14 protein-coding genes are annotated in these 18423 nt (G+C 51.3%); 12 read left to right on the top strand and 2 right to left on the bottom strand.

Annotated elements, in window-relative coordinates; all coding sequences use genetic code 11:
- The first annotated feature begins 548 nt into the window (after window positions 1-548).
- The 8 genes from HY774_05645 (at window position 549) to HY774_05610 (ending at window position 11663) form a co-directional block, all read left to right on the top strand.
- Window positions 549-1667, top strand: a complete 1119-nt coding sequence (locus HY774_05645; GenBank protein ID MBI4747950.1) for a citrate synthase — start codon at window positions 549-551, stop codon at window positions 1665-1667.
- Between the two features lie 349 nt (window positions 1668-2016).
- Window positions 2017-4068, top strand: coding sequence for a methionine--tRNA ligase (gene metG / locus HY774_05640; protein MBI4747949.1), 2052 nt, complete (start codon window positions 2017-2019; stop codon window positions 4066-4068).
- A gap of 295 nt (window positions 4069-4363) precedes the next feature.
- A complete protein-coding gene (locus HY774_05635) occupies window positions 4364-4846 on the top strand; it encodes a GNAT family N-acetyltransferase (GenBank protein ID MBI4747948.1) in 483 nt (160 codons plus the stop codon).
- Between the two features lie 81 nt (window positions 4847-4927).
- The gene (locus HY774_05630; protein ID MBI4747947.1) at window positions 4928-5227 is read left to right on the top strand and encodes a hypothetical protein; all 300 of its coding nucleotides are present in this window, start codon (window positions 4928-4930) and stop codon (window positions 5225-5227) included.
- Between the two features lie 40 nt (window positions 5228-5267).
- Complete coding sequence (locus HY774_05625; protein ID MBI4747946.1) at window positions 5268-5888, top strand: adenylate/guanylate cyclase domain-containing protein; 621 nt, start codon at window positions 5268-5270, stop codon at window positions 5886-5888.
- A gap of 493 nt (window positions 5889-6381) precedes the next feature.
- Window positions 6382-10287 (top strand): UvrD-helicase domain-containing protein, encoded by a 3906-nt coding sequence (locus tag HY774_05620; protein ID MBI4747945.1) that lies wholly within the window; start codon window positions 6382-6384, stop codon window positions 10285-10287.
- 107 nt (window positions 10288-10394) lie between these two features.
- Window positions 10395-10754, top strand: coding sequence for a hypothetical protein (locus HY774_05615; GenBank protein MBI4747944.1), 360 nt, complete (start codon window positions 10395-10397; stop codon window positions 10752-10754).
- A gap of 570 nt (window positions 10755-11324) precedes the next feature.
- Window positions 11325-11663, top strand: a complete 339-nt coding sequence (locus HY774_05610; GenBank protein MBI4747943.1) for a XisI protein — start codon at window positions 11325-11327, stop codon at window positions 11661-11663.
- A 38-nt stretch (window positions 11664-11701) separates the two neighbouring features.
- Here HY774_05610 and HY774_05605 read toward each other — a convergent pair whose 3' ends face one another.
- Window positions 11702-12190 carry a hypothetical protein gene (locus HY774_05605; protein ID MBI4747942.1) on the bottom strand — a complete coding sequence of 163 codons (489 nt, stop codon included), beginning with the start codon at window positions 12188-12190 and terminating at the stop codon, window positions 11702-11704.
- 275 nt (window positions 12191-12465) lie between these two features.
- Here HY774_05605 and HY774_05600 point away from each other — a divergent pair, with 275 nt between their 5' ends.
- The 4 genes from HY774_05600 to HY774_05585 all read left to right on the top strand — a co-directional run bounded on the left by HY774_05600 (window position 12466) and on the right by HY774_05585 (window position 16711).
- Complete coding sequence (locus HY774_05600; protein MBI4747941.1) at window positions 12466-12687, top strand: hypothetical protein; 222 nt, start codon at window positions 12466-12468, stop codon at window positions 12685-12687.
- A 194-nt stretch (window positions 12688-12881) separates the two neighbouring features.
- Entirely contained in the window at window positions 12882-14426 is a 1545-nt protein-coding gene (locus tag HY774_05595; protein ID MBI4747940.1) for a hypothetical protein, read from the top strand.
- 117 nt (window positions 14427-14543) lie between these two features.
- A complete protein-coding gene (locus HY774_05590) occupies window positions 14544-16292 on the top strand; it encodes a site-specific DNA-methyltransferase (protein MBI4747939.1) in 1749 nt (582 codons plus the stop codon).
- Window positions 16293-16360: 68 nt separating this feature from the next.
- Window positions 16361-16711, top strand: a complete 351-nt coding sequence (locus HY774_05585; protein MBI4747938.1) for a hypothetical protein — start codon at window positions 16361-16363, stop codon at window positions 16709-16711.
- A gap of 228 nt (window positions 16712-16939) precedes the next feature.
- On the opposite strand, the gene HY774_05580 is transcribed toward HY774_05585, so the two are convergent.
- Window positions 16940-18319, bottom strand: a complete 1380-nt coding sequence (locus tag HY774_05580; protein MBI4747937.1) for a sigma-54-dependent Fis family transcriptional regulator — start codon at window positions 18317-18319, stop codon at window positions 16940-16942.
- Between the last annotated feature and the right edge of the window lie 104 nt (window positions 18320-18423).

Genomic DNA, 18423 nt, shown 5'->3' with positions numbered 1-18423 from the left:
AGGGTTGAATCGTTTTTGGCTCTCAGTCTACAAAGGAGACGAAGGCTCGTAGCCCAGAGCTCGAAGACTCGCCTGAGCTACGAGCCTTCCACCCGCTCCGCAGGTTCAAAACCGCTCTTTTTCCAACTCTTAATTCGCATTCGTGATTTGTGATTCGTTCTTGGTTCCTGGAAGGTATTGATTTCTAACCACTAACCACTAACCACCAACCACTTTAATCATTCTTCATTCCATCGGAAACTCTTCAGTCAGTTGCGTTGACACGTCTTTGACGGCTTTGTTATGCTCGCTCGGCTTTTATCCTCACCAACCAAAAGCTATCACAATCTTTCTAAAGGCTTTCCTGGCAAGGGGACACGTTTTTTTCATCAATCCTAACCACGCTCCCCACTGCGGTGTACCAACCTGGTTTCTTCCACGAGAGATTGTGCAGGCATTGGGTGAGGTATCTGGTTGTTTTCCGGACTATTATCCTGTGCCATGGGCGCCAGATGTCGCCCCCAACTTCGAGTTGATATGGCTTCATACTTCATCATAGGAGATCCTCAATGGCAGAACCTACCAAAGGCTTACAAGATATCATTGCCGCCGATTCCACAATCTGTTTAATCACGGCGGATGGACGGCTGGCGTATCGTGGACTCGACATCGAAGATTTAGCGGAACACTCAACCTTTGAGGAAACCGTCTTCTTCCTGCTCTATGGTCACTTGCCAAAGCAGGCCGAACTGGACGACTTCAAAGTGAAGCTGGCTGAAGGTCGGAAACTTCCGGCGGAAATCATCACCCTGATGAAAGATTTTCCAAAAACCGCTTTCCCGATGGAAGCACTGCGGACGGCCACTTCAGCCCTTTCGTTTTATGATCCGGACACGCATGACAACTCCTATGAAGCGAGCGTGCGCAAAGCCATTCGGCTGATTGGTCAGTTGACGTTGCTCACCACCGGGTTTGACCGGATTCGTCGCGGACTCGAACCAATTGAACCAGATCCCTCGATGTCAATGGCCGAAGCGTTTCTCTACACGTTGCACGGCGAAAAGCCATCAGCTTCGGGTGCCCGCGCCTTTGATGTATGTTTGATTTTGCACGCCGACCACGAACTCAATGCTTCGACGTTTACCGCGCGCGTGATTGCTTCGACGCTGTCAGACGTTCATGCTGCGATCACCGGTGGAATCGGAGCGCTGGCTGGACCTTTGCACGGTGGCGCCAACCAGCGCGTGTTGGAAATGCTGCTTGATATCGGTGAACTGGATCGCGTGGAATCCTATGTGGATGACATCTTTACCAACAAGAAGAAGATCATGGGTTTTGGTCATCGCGTCTATAAAGCCACCGACCCACGGGCCAACATTTTCCGCGTCTTTTCAAAGAATCTGGGCGAAGAAACCGGCGAACCGAAATGGTTCCAGATGTGCGAAATGATCGAAAAAATGGTCTTCGAGAAGAAGAAGCTGTACCCAAATGTGGACTTCTTCTCTGGCACTGTGTTGCACGCGCTCAAGATTCCGACCGATCTCTTTACCCCAGTGTTTGCTTGCAGCCGGGTGTCTGGCTGGTCAGCCCACGTGTTGGAACAACTCAGCAACAATCGTTTGATTCGCCCGGTCGCAGATTACCAGGGCGCCATCAAGATGGAATACACGCCAATTGATCAGCGCTAAATTCCATCGGTTGTCAGTTGTTTCACTGTAGATTGTAGGTAAAAGGGCGCACGAACAACCGTGCGCCCTTTTTGTTTGGTTTCAACTGGGTCGAGCCCATTGGATCTCATCCCGGAGGGATGGAGCAAGTTTAGCCGGTCAGTTGCTCGGCTACAGCGAGCTACCACCGGAAACAGGTTGGGATTCTCTCCTCCTGGCACGGCCCGCGCCCTGTTGGGGTGCGGGCCGTGCGGGAAAACCATTGAGATTGACCAAATCTGGTGGTGGCGCGTCCAAAGCGACGCTGACCACCGGCTAACTTTGCTCCATCCCTCCGGGATGAGAACCAAAAACCAAGAACGAAAATAGTATGACTCAACAACTTAAACCTTTTTATATTACGACTCCGATTTACTATGTGAATGCCAGGCCGCATCTGGGGCATGTCTACACGACGATTCTGGCTGACACCCTGGCGCGTCACCATCGCCAGCGTGGACAGGACACGTTTTTCCTGACCGGAACCGATGAACACGGCCAGAAAATTGAACGGGCGGCGGCTGACAAAGGCTTGCCGGTCAAAGACCACGTTGATGGCATCGTGGCCGAATTCAAAGAGATGTTTGATCGGTTTGGGTTGCAGCCTGACCACTGGATTCGTACAACCCACGAATATCACAAGCAAGGCTCGCAGGAACTCTTTCGCCGGGTGCAGAAAAACGGCTTTATTTACAAAGGCGAGTATGAAGGCTGGTACTGCACCGAATGTGGTGAATTTAAAGAAGAAACCACGCCGGGCGAAGCTCCATGGTGTGAACAGCATGAACGACCTGCCGAACGTGTCGCTGAATCAAGCTATTTCTTCAAGCTCTCAGAATTTCAGGATCGGTTGTTGAAGTTTTATGCCGAGCATCCCGATTTTATCCAGCCTGAAGCTCGTCGGAACGAAGTCATTAGCTTTGTTTCCAGTGGGTTAAAAGATTTATCGGTCAGCCGTGTGTCGGTAAAATGGGGCATTCCAGTGCCGGATGACCCAGACCATACACTCTATGTCTGGTTTGATGCCTTGTCGAACTACATCACGGCACTTGGGTTTGGCAACGATGCTCGCGGCGGGTTTGAAGAATTCTGGCCGGTGGCAATTCATCTGGTTGGAAAAGACATCCTTCGGTTTCACGCCGTGTACTGGCCGGCGTTTTTGTTAGCGGCTGATGTGGCACCACCTCAGCGTGTATTTGCCCACGGCATGTGGCTGTCCAAAGGCCGCAAAATGTCGAAATCGCTTGGAAATGCGATTGACCTGAGCATTCTGCTTCAGTTTTTTACTTGTGAGCAGGTGCGATTTTTCTGCCTGCGTGAAATGAGCTATGGTCAGGATGGAGACTTTACCTACGAAGCGCTGATTGACCGGGTCAATGGCGATCTGGCTGCCGGCTGGGGAAATCTGATCAGCCGCACGCTGACGATGGTGCGCAATTCGTGCGGCGGCGTGTTGCCGAATATTCCAGCGGATGCTTCGGCAGATGCTGTTGAAGCCATTGAAGTGCTTAAAGTTAAGTTTGCTGAAAATGAAAAAGCCTTTGCTGCGGAACTGGATCGGATTGCAACTGGTCGAGCCATGGAACTGGTGCTGGAACTGGTCGGCACGGTTGATAAATATTTGAGCAACTACGCTCCGTGGAAACTGGCAAAGGACGAGTCTGCCCGGCCACTTTTGCTCACCGTTCTCAACACGGCAGTCGAAGGACTCCGGCACATTACGGTGTTGATGGCCTGTGCGATGCCCGATGCTGCCACCGAAGTTTGGAAACAACTGGGGTTGGTTGGTTCGCCTGCGGATTACAACCCCCAGGCTTTACACTGGGAATCACTTCCCGAACATACTCATATTGGAGAATTGAAAGGTCTCTTTCCGAGACTGAACAAAGAAAAAGTTATGGCTGAAATTCAAGAAGAAGTGAACAAACAAGCTGAAGCTAAAAAGGCCATTGCCCCAGCTTCCGAACCACAAGCCCCCGCGGCGCCAGTTGCCGAAGCCGCGCCAGTTCCAACGGCACCAGTTGCTGAAGCGGCGCCAGCGGAAGAAAAGGGCTACATTACGATTGACGATTTTGTCAAAGTGGAGCTTCGCGTCGGTCAGGTACTCGAAGCCGAACGTATTCCAAAAGCTGATAAACTGTTGAAATTACAGGTTGATCTGGCTGAAGAAAAACCACGTCAGATTCTGGCGGGGATTGCGCAATATTATGAACCGGAAGCGCTGGTTGGCCGCAAAATTGTCGTCGTAGCCAATTTGGCACCTCGGAAAATGCGCGGACTTGAATCACAAGGCATGCTGCTCGCCGCTTCGATTGGTTCAGAAGGCCGTCCGGTACTGGCGACGTTTACTGAAGAAGTTCCAAACGGAGCAAGGCTGAAGTAGGGGAATGAAGAATTGAGAATTGAGAATGAAGAATGAAGAATGAAGAATTGAGAATGAAGAATGAAGAATTGAGAATGAAGAGTGAAGAAAAAAGTTTTGAGCCGATAAATTTCTACATTCTACATTCTCAACTCTTCATTCAAAGGATTCTTCATTCAAAGGATGCTGCATTCACATTTGGTGTGAGTAATAGCAGCTTGTAATGAAGTTCTTGTGTTAGAAAATAGTCAAATAGTTCAATCAACTAAACTTAGTGAACTACTGACTACTGACTACTGACTACTGACTACAAACTATGCCATCCAATTCAGCATTTCGAACCTGGAACCACGGCGAGTACTTCATTTCGGACGACCCTGCCCGGATGGATATCGCCGTGGTTCACGGGTATTTGACGCGTTCATACTGGGCCGCCGGAGTTCCGCTGGAGATTGTCCGACGTTCGATTGAGCATTCACTGGTTTTTGGGCTTTTTCACGGCGAGACCCAGGTTGGGTTTGCCCGGTTGGTGACTGACCGCACGACCTTTGCCTATCTAGCGGATGTGTTTGTGCTTGAAGACCATCGCGGAAAGGGCCTGAGCAAGTGGCTGATGGAAGTTATCACTGGTCATCCTGAAGTGCAGGGACTCCGGCGCTGGATGCTGGCCACTCGCGACGCCCACGGGTTGTACCGGCAGTTTGGGTTTACAGAACTTCCTCAGCCAGAAGTATTTATGCAGCGTCACCATCCAGATGTGTACCAGCAATCTGTTACTGAAAAGAAATTCCAGGACTGACCAATGGATTGGATTTTGATCCTTCCACCTGAGCTGGAACAAAAACTAACTCAGGAAGCGAAGCAATATGAGGAGAACGTTATGCCATATGTAACCAGTTGGGAGCGCATGGGATTTGAAAAAGGAGTCAAAGAAGGGATTCAGCAGGGGATTCAGCAGGGGATTCAGCAGGGGATTCAGCAGGGAAAACACGAGGAGCGCATTCACGAATCTCGTCAATCAATCATTGAGATTTTGGAACTGAAGTTTCAGGCACTTCCAGAATCTCTGATTGAGCTTATCCAGAAACTGGATGAGTACGAACAGTTGCGCCTGGTTCGAAGGCAAGCAATTCAGGCAGCTTCGCTTGAGGAATTCACCACATTGCTGACGAAAACGTAACCGGGGTAGTTTTTGAATTTATTAATCAGGAGGCTGCCTTATGGGAAATGCCAAGCAAGTTCTGGCGGAATTGATTGAAAAACGTCTCCAGCCAGGCGCTGATGTGGCGGCGATTGATCGCCAGATTTGGGCGCTGTTTGGCGAAACCTGGGCGGTGATGCTCCTGGATATGGCTGGATTTACCAAACGGACCGAAGAATTTGGGATTCTCCATTTTCTGACGCTGATTCACGAAATGGAACGCCTTGTCCGACCAATCATCCTGGCGCACTATGGGCTGGTTCTCAAAAAAGAAGCCGACAATTTATTTGTGATTTTTCGGGATCCGGAGCACGCCGTTCGGTGTGCGATTGAAATGCAAGTGGCAACGGCCCAATACAATCTTGATCATTCGGTGGATGCCCAGGTCCTGTTGTGTATCGGGATTGGCTACGGGCAGGTGCTCAAAATCGGGGATGAAGATTGCTTTGGCAGCGAAGTCAATTTTGCCTCCAAACTCGGTGAAGATACGGCCTGTGCCTATGAAACGCTGCTGACGCCGGATGCCCACGCCGCCGTGTCCAGTTTTAACTTTGAGTTTGAGGAAATCACTTTGACTGAAGGCGATAAAACAAGAACCTACTATCAGTTAAAGAGTGAAGAATTGAGAATGAAGAATTGAGAATGAAGAAATTATCTGGTTCCTGGTTCTTCTTCGAAAGTATTGATTTCTAACCACTAACCACTTTCCTCATTCTTCATTCCCTAAATTCCGCCCAAAATACCGACCTCTGCCTCAGTTTTGGTCTTAGATGTGATTGATCGAGCCCGAACCAAAGGACATAAAGGACATAAAGGACATAAAGGACCTGGTGGAAGTCGGTTTTGTGGGAGTGACGCCGAAGATTTTGGTGAATTTTCATTCCACTCACTCACCCCCTCAACCAAATTCCCCCTGTGCGAGTTGTATCCCGAACTGGGCAGCACTCATCTTTTGGCAAGACCCTGCTATTTTGGGCAAAATTCAGGTAATACCAATTTGGGCTGAGGGTATCGGGCTAAGGGCTGAGGGAAATACAATATTTTCAATATTTTAGCCTTTCCATAATGCGATGACTTCATTCCAAAATGGTATAATTCATAATTCATAATTCATAATTCATAATTCCAAGAGCATGTCCAACGAACAGACCCTCGTTTCCCTTGATCCACAAACCGGCTTTACCGAAGCCCAGTTGCGAGCAGTGCTGACGCTTGATCGTCCGGTGGCAACTACTGCCGGTCCTGGCGCAGGCAAAACCCGTGTATTGGTAAACCGTTACATGGAAATTCTGTCGCAACCCAATGTTGATATTGACAACATTGTGGCCATCACCTTTACCACCAAAGCCGCCAACCAGATGCGCGAACGCATCCGCACCGGGATGGAAGCCAAAATCGAAGCGCATCGGGGAACTGACCTTGAAAACACCTGGCGTGAATACAAACGCCACCTTGATGCGGGCGTGATTACCACGATTCACGGGTTTTGTTCGCGATTGCTCAGGGAGTATCCGATTGAAGCCGGGGTTGATCCACATTTTTCGATTCTGGATGAATACACTTCGTCGCTGATGCTCAATGCCGCCGCCGAACAGGCCGTGACGAACCTGATCAACAATGGTGGTGACTCGGCGGCGCATCTCGTTGCGGCTTATGGGCGGAGCGATATGGTCGGCGCACTCGAACGGCTCTATAACCAGTTGCGCGGGCTGGGTGTGCGGATTGACGAAGCCCAGCGCACGACAGATCGCTGGTTGCTCCGGGTGGATGATTACCGCGAACGGTTAGCCGAAGTCAGCGGACGTGTGGCTCAGGTTGCGGCGGCTACTGGTTTGACCCCCACGGCACGCGAGAAAGTTGATACGTTCCTCGAAGCCTGGGGCCGCTACCGCCTGGTGATCGAAGCGTCGCCATCCCCCGAACGCACCACGCCATTTATTGAAGCGATTGAGCATGTTCGCCATCGGATGCCCGATGCCCGGACCAAAGCCTTGAAAGAGTCGGTGCTTGCGCTCCGTGAACTCTTTGGACACAAAGACTTTGGCGCGGGGAAACTGATGGAAGGGTTTTTTGACGTCTGTGCCCGGCTCTATATGCCGCATTTGGTTTCGGCACTGCGGTCAATTGATTTTCTCTATAGCGACACCAAGCGCAGTGCCCAGGCGCTTGATTATGAAGACCTCCAGCTTTTTGCCCGTGATTTGCTTGTCAACGCGCCCGATGTCCGCCGGCGAGCCTCGGCGCGGTATCGCTATTTTCTGGTGGACGAATTTCAGGACACCAACCGGCTGCAACGCGAAATCATTGGTTTACTTGCACTTGACACCGGTTCGCGGAGTGCTGAAGGGCAAAGCCTGTTTCTGGTCGGAGACCGCAAACAGTCCATTTACAACTTTCGCGGCGCTGAAGTTGAAGTCTTTGAAGAAGCCATCCAGGAAATTCAACGTCGTCGGGGCGAACACATTGCCCTTGATGTCAATTTTCGGAGCGATAGCCGGTTGATTCGGTTTTTCAACGGGTTTTTCTCGCGTTTGATGCGGCTTGAAGCTGGCGAAGACCGCGCCCATTTTCTATCGCTTGGGTTTGTCGAACACGAACCGGGGATTCCATTCCGGACCCAGTTGGATGACGGTCCGGCAGTGGAATTTCTCTACTATGTGCCTGAACCGGAAACGGATGAAGAAAAGAAAGAAGCCGATCCGGATGACGAATCGCTTCGCGAAATTGAAGCCCGTCGGCTGGCCGCTCGTGTCAAACAGATGGTTGAAAACGGCGAGGAACTGGTCCGTACCAAAGATGGCGGCAAACGTGGGGCAAACTACAAGGATTTCGCGGTTTTGCTTGGCGCGTTTACCCAGGTAAAAGCCTATGAACAGGCGTTTCAGCGCGCCGGGGTGCCGTACTACGTCGTGGCTGGTCGTGGATTCTATTCCCGCCCGGAAGTGCTGGATTTATTGACCTTACTGGAATTTCTCGATAATCGGACCGATGAAATCAGCCTGGCGGCGATTCTGCGGTCACCGCTCTTTGGCATTTCGGATGAGACGCTGTATTCACTGCGCTGGGCTGAAGAACTGATACCAACCGTGCCGCCGATGGTGCCGCCAAACGAAAGTTTTATGCCACCGACAGAGCCGGCTGTGCCAACGGTTATCGCCAGCAAGCGCAAAGCTGGGCGTCCGATGTTTGCCGCGCTCCTCAACCACGCCAACATTGCCAACATCACCGGTGACCAACATGCGTTGCTCGCGGCAGCCTCGGAAACGCTCCAGGATTTGATGTATGTCCGCAACCGACTGCCGCTTTCGGAATTGATCGAACGTGCCATCCGTCGCACGCAATATGACGTGATGTGTGCCGCCGCCGAAGATGGACCACAACGGTTGTCAAATCTCGACAAGTTGATTGGGCAGGCACGCGGGTTTGAACAGCATGAAGCGCGGTTGCTGCGTGATTTTGTCGAGTACATCCGCAACTTCCGACGACTCGAAGGTCGCGAAGCCGAAGCCCAGCTTGAACTTGGCCTCAATGCGGTGGCGATTCTCACGGTTCACAAATCGAAGGGGCTGGAATTTCCCATCGTGGTGATTCCAGACCTGAACCATAAACGCCGACCCTATCGCGATGTGTTTTTGTTTGACCGTGACCGCGGGCTGGCATTTCAAGTGCCTGACCAGCGCGGAGGCAAAGTCGCAACGGCACTCTATGCGGAAATTCAGGAGCGACTGGAACTCCGCGAACAATTTGAATCCATGCGCCAGTTGTATGTTGGGATGACCCGCGCCGAGGATTACCTGATTCTGTCAGCCGCTTCCAGGCAGATGAAACCGACCGAAAAGCTGATTCGTGAACAGGATAGCTGGCTGCGCTGGTTGTGTACGGTGCTGGGAACACACGATGCGCCGGGTGAATCCGTAGTTGAATGCGGCGAATCTCACGCCCTGGTGCGTGGTCGTGAAATTGAACTCAGCGTCGAACCGATTGTGGTTGACGCTGGCACTCCGGATGCTGGCGGCAAACGCGCGCCCATGCGTACACCCCAGCAACAGCGCGAACGTCAGCGCAATCTGGCCGCGCTCCAATCCCAACTTGAACAGCAAATGGAGCCGGTGCCAGCGTCGGAAGAAACGCAATCGGCACTCCATTACCGCTACAGCGTGACCCAGTTGGTCAACTACCTGAACTGCCCGCGACAGTATTACTTCGCCCGGTTTTTGCAGATGCCGGATATGGAACTCAAAGCCGGAAGCGGACGGGCGGACGATGCCGAAGCCCGCGAAGGTCGCGCCCGGTTAAGTCCCACGCTGCGCGGAACGATTGTTCATCGGTTTTGCGAACTGTTCCGCGAAGGCGACGACCTGTTTGACACGCTTCGGCAGGCGCTCGAAGACATCCGGCAAACCCGCGTAGACGAATGGGCCGACGAACTGGCCTTCATTGATGATGAAGAAGCACTCAAAGACCTCTGGCCGCTGGCGAAAAATTACGTCTATAGTGCACTCCATCAAAAAGTCGAAGAACGCTGGCAGGCCGGATTGTCGCCAGAAGCCGAACGCAATCCAGCGCTCCATCCATTTGTGAAGAGTGAAATGAGTTTTGCCCTGCGCACCGATGCGGCCATGATTTTGGGTTCGGTAGATAAGTTGTTGATTTCAGAGCATCAAGACGGGCTGCACGTTCACGTGATTGACTTTAAGACCAACACGCTCTGGAAAAGCCGCGCCGGATACGACACCGAATTGGCCGAAAAAGCCGCGATGTATCGAATTCAAATGCAGGCATATTCGCTGGCCGCCTGGTGGTTGCTGCCAAACGTGAAGCGCGTTGAAGCGACGCTCCATTTCCTGCATCCGAACCTCGAATACCATTTCCCCGCCGACCAGCTTTCTGAAGACGCCTGTCATCGTGCCGTGCTCAACGTCGCGAAGAAGATCCGCAACGTCCGGGTTATGGAAAGCACGCAATTCGAAGCCAACCCCGGCGCCCGGTGCTTGAATTGCCGTTTCGCCGAAGTCTGCACCGACGCCGTGCGGATGTAACTATTTGATAATAGATGAGAGAATTTCTTTAGGGAGGTTCCCTATGTTAGATTTGGTTTTAACAGGAAGGTGGTCATTAAATTCAATAAATAAAGGAACATTGAGGCATGGCAGATGAATCACCTATAAAGGAAAAACTCAACACAAACTTGATTTGGTCGGTGTCCATTCTGGTGGATAATGTGTTTCTTGCGATTTGGGTATTGGCCCAATGGGGAGTTGGTCGCCTTGTAGAAAAGTTCCCTGCCCATGGGATTGATTATTACGCTATACTTGTCGCCCAATGTTTTTTTGCTTTATCCACCTTAGCCCCGATCGTTTTATTGGCGTGGCAGGATATTTCAACAATGTACTACCGAACGAAGTTAGAGATATCAAAGGCTAAAAAAGTCAGTTTACTTGGTGAGGGGCAGGCGACTCCAATCGGTGAAGCCGCCCAAAAGGAAGAAAAGGAGCTGGTCAAATGAACACGCATGAAATTCCTGATGAGTTAAGACTGCCTCTTGAGAGACCCTTTCCTGAAGCAATGGTAATATATGCGGCGCGGTTTTGTGTTTTTGGGATAACCTTGTTCATTGCAGGTATTCCTTTAGTGCTTGTACTTTTTGGGACTATTCCGAAAGTAATCTTAATATCCATTTTGTTCGTCCTGAGCATTTTGTTTCTATTGTATCGAAATGAGCCAAGTTTATTAAGATCACGGCGATTCTTAGTCCGGTCCATCAGGATCACAACTCTTAAAATAAGACTGAGGCAAGAACCATCGGAACGAGTGGGTGGCGAAGCTAAGCAACCATATAGTCGTCTAACTGGTCGTACTTGATTAATAGAGGGTCTTACCAGTGGCGTAGGTTAGGTTTTTGAGCCAAACCCAGACCAACAAACAGCAGGCGAAGTGGTTGCGTTAAATCCAGGCTTTGCGACACTGACAGGCTTCGCAATACATTTCCTCTTTTTTGATGAACTGATTCAGTTATGGGCTATTTTGCTCGTTTGCCTCTTTTGGCGTAAGCCCTAGATAAAAAGAAGGTTACACAATGGATTCAAAGCTAACCCGCTATCAGCAACTTCTCAAAACCATCGTTTCCCGGCAATCCCAGGTGATTTCGAGCGACCCGAATTGTGAATTGCTCCCGGTGTGTGATTTGGAAAACAACCAGTTTTTGGTGATTGATACCGGATGGAACGTCGCTGGGAGAGTCCATAACCTTGTGTTCCACGCTCGAATCAAGAACGACAAAATCTGGATTGAATGGGACGGCTTTGAAAATGGAGTTACCCAAGAACTGCTTGATGCTGGGGTTCCACATCAAGACATTGTTTTAGGGTTTTATCGTCCCGAGCGGCGTAAACTGACTGATTTTGCTGTTGCCTGACTTGGTTTCTAAAAAGAGCATACCCCTGGATTTGGGACTCACCGAAAATGGATATCCACCGCCGTTGTAACCTGACCACAGCGACCAGACATGCGCTGCATTCGCCACAATTTCTGTTTTTCATGGACGCGGAACAGAAAAACTCCTTCCCGTTCACAAACAAAGTCGTGTGTCTCAATGGAAACTCTCCCTTTGAATTTAAAGGAGTGCGCATTCACTTCGGTAATGATGCCATCAATAATTGACTGGCCTCCCAATCCCTTTGAAAAGAACTGCTGAGCCTGGAGTGACAAAACTCCCTGTTGTTCGGTGACGGTTGCGATGCTTCTATAATCTCCGCGTACATCTCGAACCTCAAATTTGTGCGTTCCAAGCAACTTGGCTTTAGCCGCCTGATGGTTGATTTTGGTCGGTTTGACTTTTTTCGTGGTAACGACAATTGGTGGTAAGGGAGGAGCTTTTTGGGGTTCCAGTGTGACTGGCGACAGGCTGAAGAACCCAAGAAACAGGCACAAGAAAGTTTTCATGGTCACTCCTTTAATAATGCTTTCGATTCAGCGGTAATGTGGACATAACCAGGTCCCTCCATTTGTGGAGACAGAGTATCGAATTCGCCAGAAAGTGTCTGGCGAATTGCACCAAATGGATACATAAGTGCAAATTGCCTGAAATTTTTCAAGTTAGAGGCTGAAAGCCCCTGATATTCGGCACGGTTGAACTCATTTGTTATTAATGCCACTGAAGAGTTGAAAAAATGAGCGGATTTGAACCCACGAAGCGGGTGGCAAGCTTGTAGCCCAGGGTGCAACCCTGGAAAAACGTTGCCTCCTCACCCCCGCCCGGCCAGCCGCCGCCTACGGCGGCTGGCCGGGCGGGGAAAAGGTGGGAAATGACCCGAATTCCCAGGGCTCGAAGACTCGCCCTGGGCTACGAGCCGGCGCCCAGTTCCTGGGCTGAGAACCAAAAACTGCTTCAACTCTTAACTGGCATCTATAACCGATTCCAAAGCTACGTCAAGCCGTAGCAGTTCGAACACACATCCAACCAGTGCTCTTCGTCAGTACTACCCCGCGGATTCACGCCAATCTTATCCATAGCCAAATCTTCAAATTAAGTTGCCAGGTTCCAGAGTTTCGACTGGTCCAGTGAAGCTGGTCTTCGCGGATTAGAGCATTTTTATGTCTTTTTCTGGAATCTGGAAAGAGCAAAGGAATCAGTATGCCACGAATAGGAAAACTGTTGATTCTTCTGTGTTTTATCGGGATATGTGGTTGCTTCAGTTCATCACAGCTCACTGCCGAAGCTCAAAAACTGGCCAAGAACCCGCCAAAAAAAGTGCCCAAAATTTGGGATGACAAACTGCTGGCGACGTGGTCGCTTCCGCTCGCCGGGATTGGGGCCAAACCGCACTACGTTTCTGAAAAAGAATATTATGCGTTGCCGGTTGATAACCTGCGGACCTACCCGGTGTACCATCCCGATTTTGAACCGAAAGGCTACCGCGAATGGCTCAAGCAACAGGGCGCACAGCTTCTGATCGAACCGGAGAAAATTCAATCCGAAGCCGATTGGGTTCAGGCCGGGCAACGGGTGTTTGACGAACTGGATGTGCCGGAAACACGGTCGGATGATCCAGCAATCATGGCTTATATCAGCGACCGGGAAGCACTCAAACGCGATGGTCTCAATATGACCAAAGAGGGCATCCTTCCGGCTCTGCGCTGGGTAGTTGATCGCGATGGAAAACTCAAAATCAGCCTGCCGGAATGCACCGCCTGTCACGTTCGGGTGATGGACAATGGATTGCTCATTCGTGGCGCGCAAGGAAATGAAAATCTGGCCTTTGAAGGCGCTGGAATTCTTTTTGGCAAAGCCTTTGAACGAATCGGCAAAAGTGGCCGGGAATTGTTGCCGATGCCCGCACATTTGTATGCTTCCTACGGGGTGCCGTGGATCAAAAATGACATTCACAAACGCATCAAAACGATGACCGATGAAGAAGCTGGCCAGCTTGACCTGAGCTTTGTCCGTGGTGAAGTTCACCGCTTTAATGGCAGCCCATATTACCCGACCAAAATCCCGGACTTGAATGGCATTAAAGATCGCCGGTATCTCGACAATACTGGCACCCATCTCAATCGTGGACCGGAAGACCTCGCCCGATATGCGATTCTGGTTTCACGAGTTGATGCGAACCGGGTTGGTCCATATCAGTTTCTGACTCCAAAACAACGCGTGGCACTCTTTCGCTTTCCAGATGAAGCCATGTATGCCCTTGGGAAATACCTCTGGACCCTTGAACCTCCGCCAGGTCCCAATCCAGTTGACGAACTGGCCGCTCGTGGCAGGCAAATCTTTGACCAGCAAGCCTGTGCGACCTGTCACACGCCGCCGTTTTACACCAGCAATAAACTGACTCCGGCGACAGAGTTCATTCCACCCAAAGCCCATCTCAAGCAATATGACATCTTTCCGGCTTCGGTTGGAACAGATTCCGGGCTGGCGCTGAAAACTCGCAAAGGAACTGGTTACTACAAGGTTCCATCATTGAGAGGACTGTGGTATCGTGGGCCATTCGAACATTCCGGCTCGATTGCGACGCTTGAAGACTGGTTTGACCCGAAACGATTGCGTGATGACTACGTGCCGACTGGTTGGAAAGGCCCTGGTGTCACTTCGCGAGCCGTGAAAGGTCACACCTTTGGCCTCGACCTTTCACCCGAAGACAAACGGGCCTTGATCGCTTTTCTCAAAACCTTGTAGGGTTTGGGGCTCGCTCTGGCCGTATTCCGTGGGCTTCGCACCACGGCTATTACACAACGACCCTGCGGGCCTAAACCCCTTATCCTGAGCTTAGCCCCTGAAACCCTGACCCCTACCATGTGGACCACGCTTTCCAATCCGACACTCAAACGACTTGCCAGACTCAAACCCGAAAGCCAGCGGGCGGTGGTGGTCAATACCAAATTTGATCCGCGTGCCAAACAAACCGGCGAACCGCCCGTCGCTTACGAATTGACCGAAGCCACCAGACAGGCGTTGACCGAACTGGCCCGCGCGGTCGAAATTGGCGGATTTCTGCTCGTGTATGGCCTGCCGCACGAATTGCCGTTGTATGGCATGTTTCTGTCTGAGCTGAAGGATGAGCGGTGTTCGCTGGTATTCAAGTACTGGATTGCGCTTGATCTGGATGACGCGCCACGCCGTGAAACGCTTCAGCCATCACATGTAGGCTTGCTTTTGTTTCATAAATGCAAATCTGAAGGAAAAACACCAACGCGGTTTCAGCTCAACACGGCGACGGTTCGGGTTCCTCATGCCTTCTGTGCGGCCTGTGGGTTGAACCTGAAAGATTGGGGTGGCAAAAAGCACCTCATGAATCCGCTTGGGACGGCGATGTCCGATATCTGGCGTGATCTGCCAAAACACAAATTAACCAGCCACTTGCTGCCGGAATCGGTGCTGGAACGCATTGCCGCACTGGTTCACAAACCAAAAGCCAAACTCTTGCACGTCATCGAAGGGCAGTCGGGCATCGCCTCTTCGCTCTTGTTGAAAACAAAGACGGATCCGATTGCGGTTCCAACTTCTGAATGGCAAACCCTCACCACACTCGAACCCAATCAGGTCTATCAGGGTGATTGCGTGTCGTTCCTCAATCGTGTGGCGGAGTTGTATCCGGAAGGTATTTTCGATCTGGTCTTTGCCGACCCGCCTTACAATTTGAACAAGCCCTATGGCGAATGTGACGACGGTCTGGCTGAGCGTGAGTACCTTGACTGGTGCCAGGCGTGGCTTGACGGACTCATCCGAACGCTCAAACCGGGCGGGGCGCTCCTGACGCTCAATTTACCCAAATGGGCGATGTATCAGGCGGCATTTCTGAATGAACGGCTTGAGTTCCGGCACTGGATTGTGTGGGATGCCCTCTCTGAACCACGCGGCAAGCTGATGCCGGCCCATTATGCGTTGCTGTACTACACCAAAACTGGCGGGAAGGGCACCGTCAACTATTCGCCGTTGGGCAAAGAGCCAAAACCTGGCGCCGTGATGGCGCCAAATGCACCAATCTATTGTTTGCGACCCAAATGCGTGCGCAGCCGAACCATAGACGGTAATGACACCCGTGTTGAACTGTCTGATGTGTGGAGCGATATTCAACGCATCCGGCACAAGCGCCATCGGGATGCACACCCCTGCCAGCTTCCGGAAAAACTCATGGAGCGAGTCATCCAATTGACGACCAAACCCGGCGGACTGGTGTTTGATCCATTTAGCGGTGCCGGGACAACCGCGCTGGCTGCGCGAAAGCTGGGGCGAAATTTTGTGATGCTTGATCTGGATCCAACTTATGTGGAACTGACCCGCCGCAATCTGGCCTTGATGGAAGCCCAGGCTCAAACGGCTGGTGTGCTTGAAGTTCCACGGGCGCGCATTACGAAACCAAAGTTGAATGGCTCAAAGAAAGAAGTTGAAATGCGGTTGCAATCGCTGGCACGCCAGCTTGGACGGGTTCCGCTTGAAGAAGACATTGCGGCCCATCATCCGACGCTGCTTGAAACGATTGACGGGCTGTATCCAAACCGTTCGGCAGCCATTAAGCGCAGTCGGGTGGCGTTGGTGGAATAGAAATCAAATGGGTAGAATAAGAAGTTGATTGATTGCAATCACAACCCACCCGAAAGATGAGAGGTAATATGTCTTCTCAAGTTTTGCTTGAACTGATGCAGCAGGCCCAGGCCCTTACCTCAACTGAAAAAATTGCCCTGGTAAACTATCTTCTTCAAGATGCAACCGCCTCGGACCAGGGAACTAACCCTGAAGCTATTGATCAAGAAAGGGCCAGAAAACGAAAGCAATCCGTTGAATGGATTAAATCTCATCAGCTTGAGTATACTGATCAGTATGTTGCGCTCGATGGTGATCAGCTCCTCACGTTTGGCATCACCCGAAAAGAAGTGGTTGAAGAAGTAAAAAGAATGGGTATTCAAGATTGTTTCATTACCCACGTTCCAGATCCAAACAAGATGTACTGGAAAGAAACATAAAGGGGAACTGATTGGAAAAATTGTATTTCCCTCAGCCCTTAGCCCCATAAGCGCCAGGATAAGGATTTCAGGCCCGCAGGGTCGTTGTTCAATAGCCGTGGTGCGAAGCCCACGGTCACGGCCCGCAACGAGACCCAAGCCCGACAAGAGCGTCATTCAATGCCAACGGAAAGGACACGGGGTTTCTTATCCTGGCGCTTATGGCCCTTAGCCCCAGGCCCTCAGCGGTTACTCAATCGCCAAGTCTTTCATTCGCGACGCCAGAGTTTTCAGGCTGATGCCGAGCAGCTCAGCCGTCCGGGTTTTATTAAAGCTGGTTTCTTCGAGCGTCAGTTCAATTTTGCGCTTTTCGACCATCCGGGTAACCCGGTCGGTGACTTCAGAAAGCGTCCCACCAAAGTCAATGCCTTCCAAAAACCGATCTGTGCGACTCTTTTGCTGCGAGGGTGTAAAGAGCGAACAATCTCTGGCTTCGATCACTTTTCCATTGCACAGAATACAGGCACGTTCGATACAGCTTTTGAGTTCGCGGACATTGCCTGGCCAGTCGTAAGCGACCATCGAACGCATCGCCTCGTCCGAAATTTTGATGGTGCTCCGGCGAATCTCGCGACCATAGTGTTGGGCAAAGCTTTCGGCCAGTTGTGGAATATCAGACCGGCGTTCCCGCAGGGAAGGAATCCGCACCGGAAAAATTGAGAGCCGAAAGAACAAATCTTCACGAAACGTCTTGTCTGCAACTGCTTGATTCAGATCGCGGTTGGTGGCGGTGACAATGCGGACATCAACTGCAATTTCAGCGCTTCCGCCGATCCGGGTAATGGTGCGTTCTTCAATCACGCGCAGGAGTTTTGACTGGACGGCCAGCGGCAATTCACCAATTTCATCCAGAAAAATAGTCCCACCCTGAGCCAGTTCAAACTTTCCAGCCCGGCGGCTGTCAGCACCCGTGTAGGCACCTCTCTCGTGGCCAAAGAGTTCGTTTTCAATCAAGGTTTCAGGAATTGCCGCACAGTTAAGGGCGATAAAGGGCCGGTTGGCACGCGGGCTGAGGTGATGAACCGCCCGGGCAAACAGTTCCTTGCCGGTGCCTGACTCGCCAAGCAGGAGCACGGTGGTGCTGGTTGTGGCTACCTGCTGAATTTGCTTGCTGACCTGTTGCATGACGAGTGAATCGCCCACAATCCGCGGAAAGCCATAGCGTTTTGAATATTCCTCACGGAGTAAGATGGCTTCACGTTGCAATCGCTGGGCTTCAATCGCACGCCCAACCACCAGGAGTAAATGTTCGGAATCAACGGGTTTTTGCAGGAAGTCAAGCGCCCCGTCTTTCATGGCCTGGACGGCTTCATCAATTGAGCCATACGCCGTCAGAATAATTACTGGGAGGTCTGGGTCGAGCGTTTTAGTGATCCGCAAAACTTCCAGTCCACCACCGTGCGGCATGCGCAGGTCAGTCAGGACCAGTTGGGGGAGCTGATCTTGTAACGCACGACGGGCGCGGGCAGCGTCGCCAGCTTCGGCAACGCTGTACCCGGCCCGTTCAAGCGTCATACACAGCATTTCACGGAGGGAATCTTTGTCTTCAACAACCAGAATATCAGCCATAAAAGCTGGAATTGGGGAGTCAGAAGTTTGGAAAGTCTGGTAGGTGATGGTTATGAGGCGAGAGGTTCTTTCATTTCAATGAAATGCACTTCCGAAATATCCCC

The organism is Acidobacteriota bacterium (assembly GCA_016208495.1).
In the GTDB taxonomy this organism is placed as follows: domain Bacteria; phylum Acidobacteriota; class Blastocatellia; order Chloracidobacteriales; family Chloracidobacteriaceae; genus JACQXX01.
This window is presented reverse-complemented; position numbering and strand designations above follow the sequence as displayed.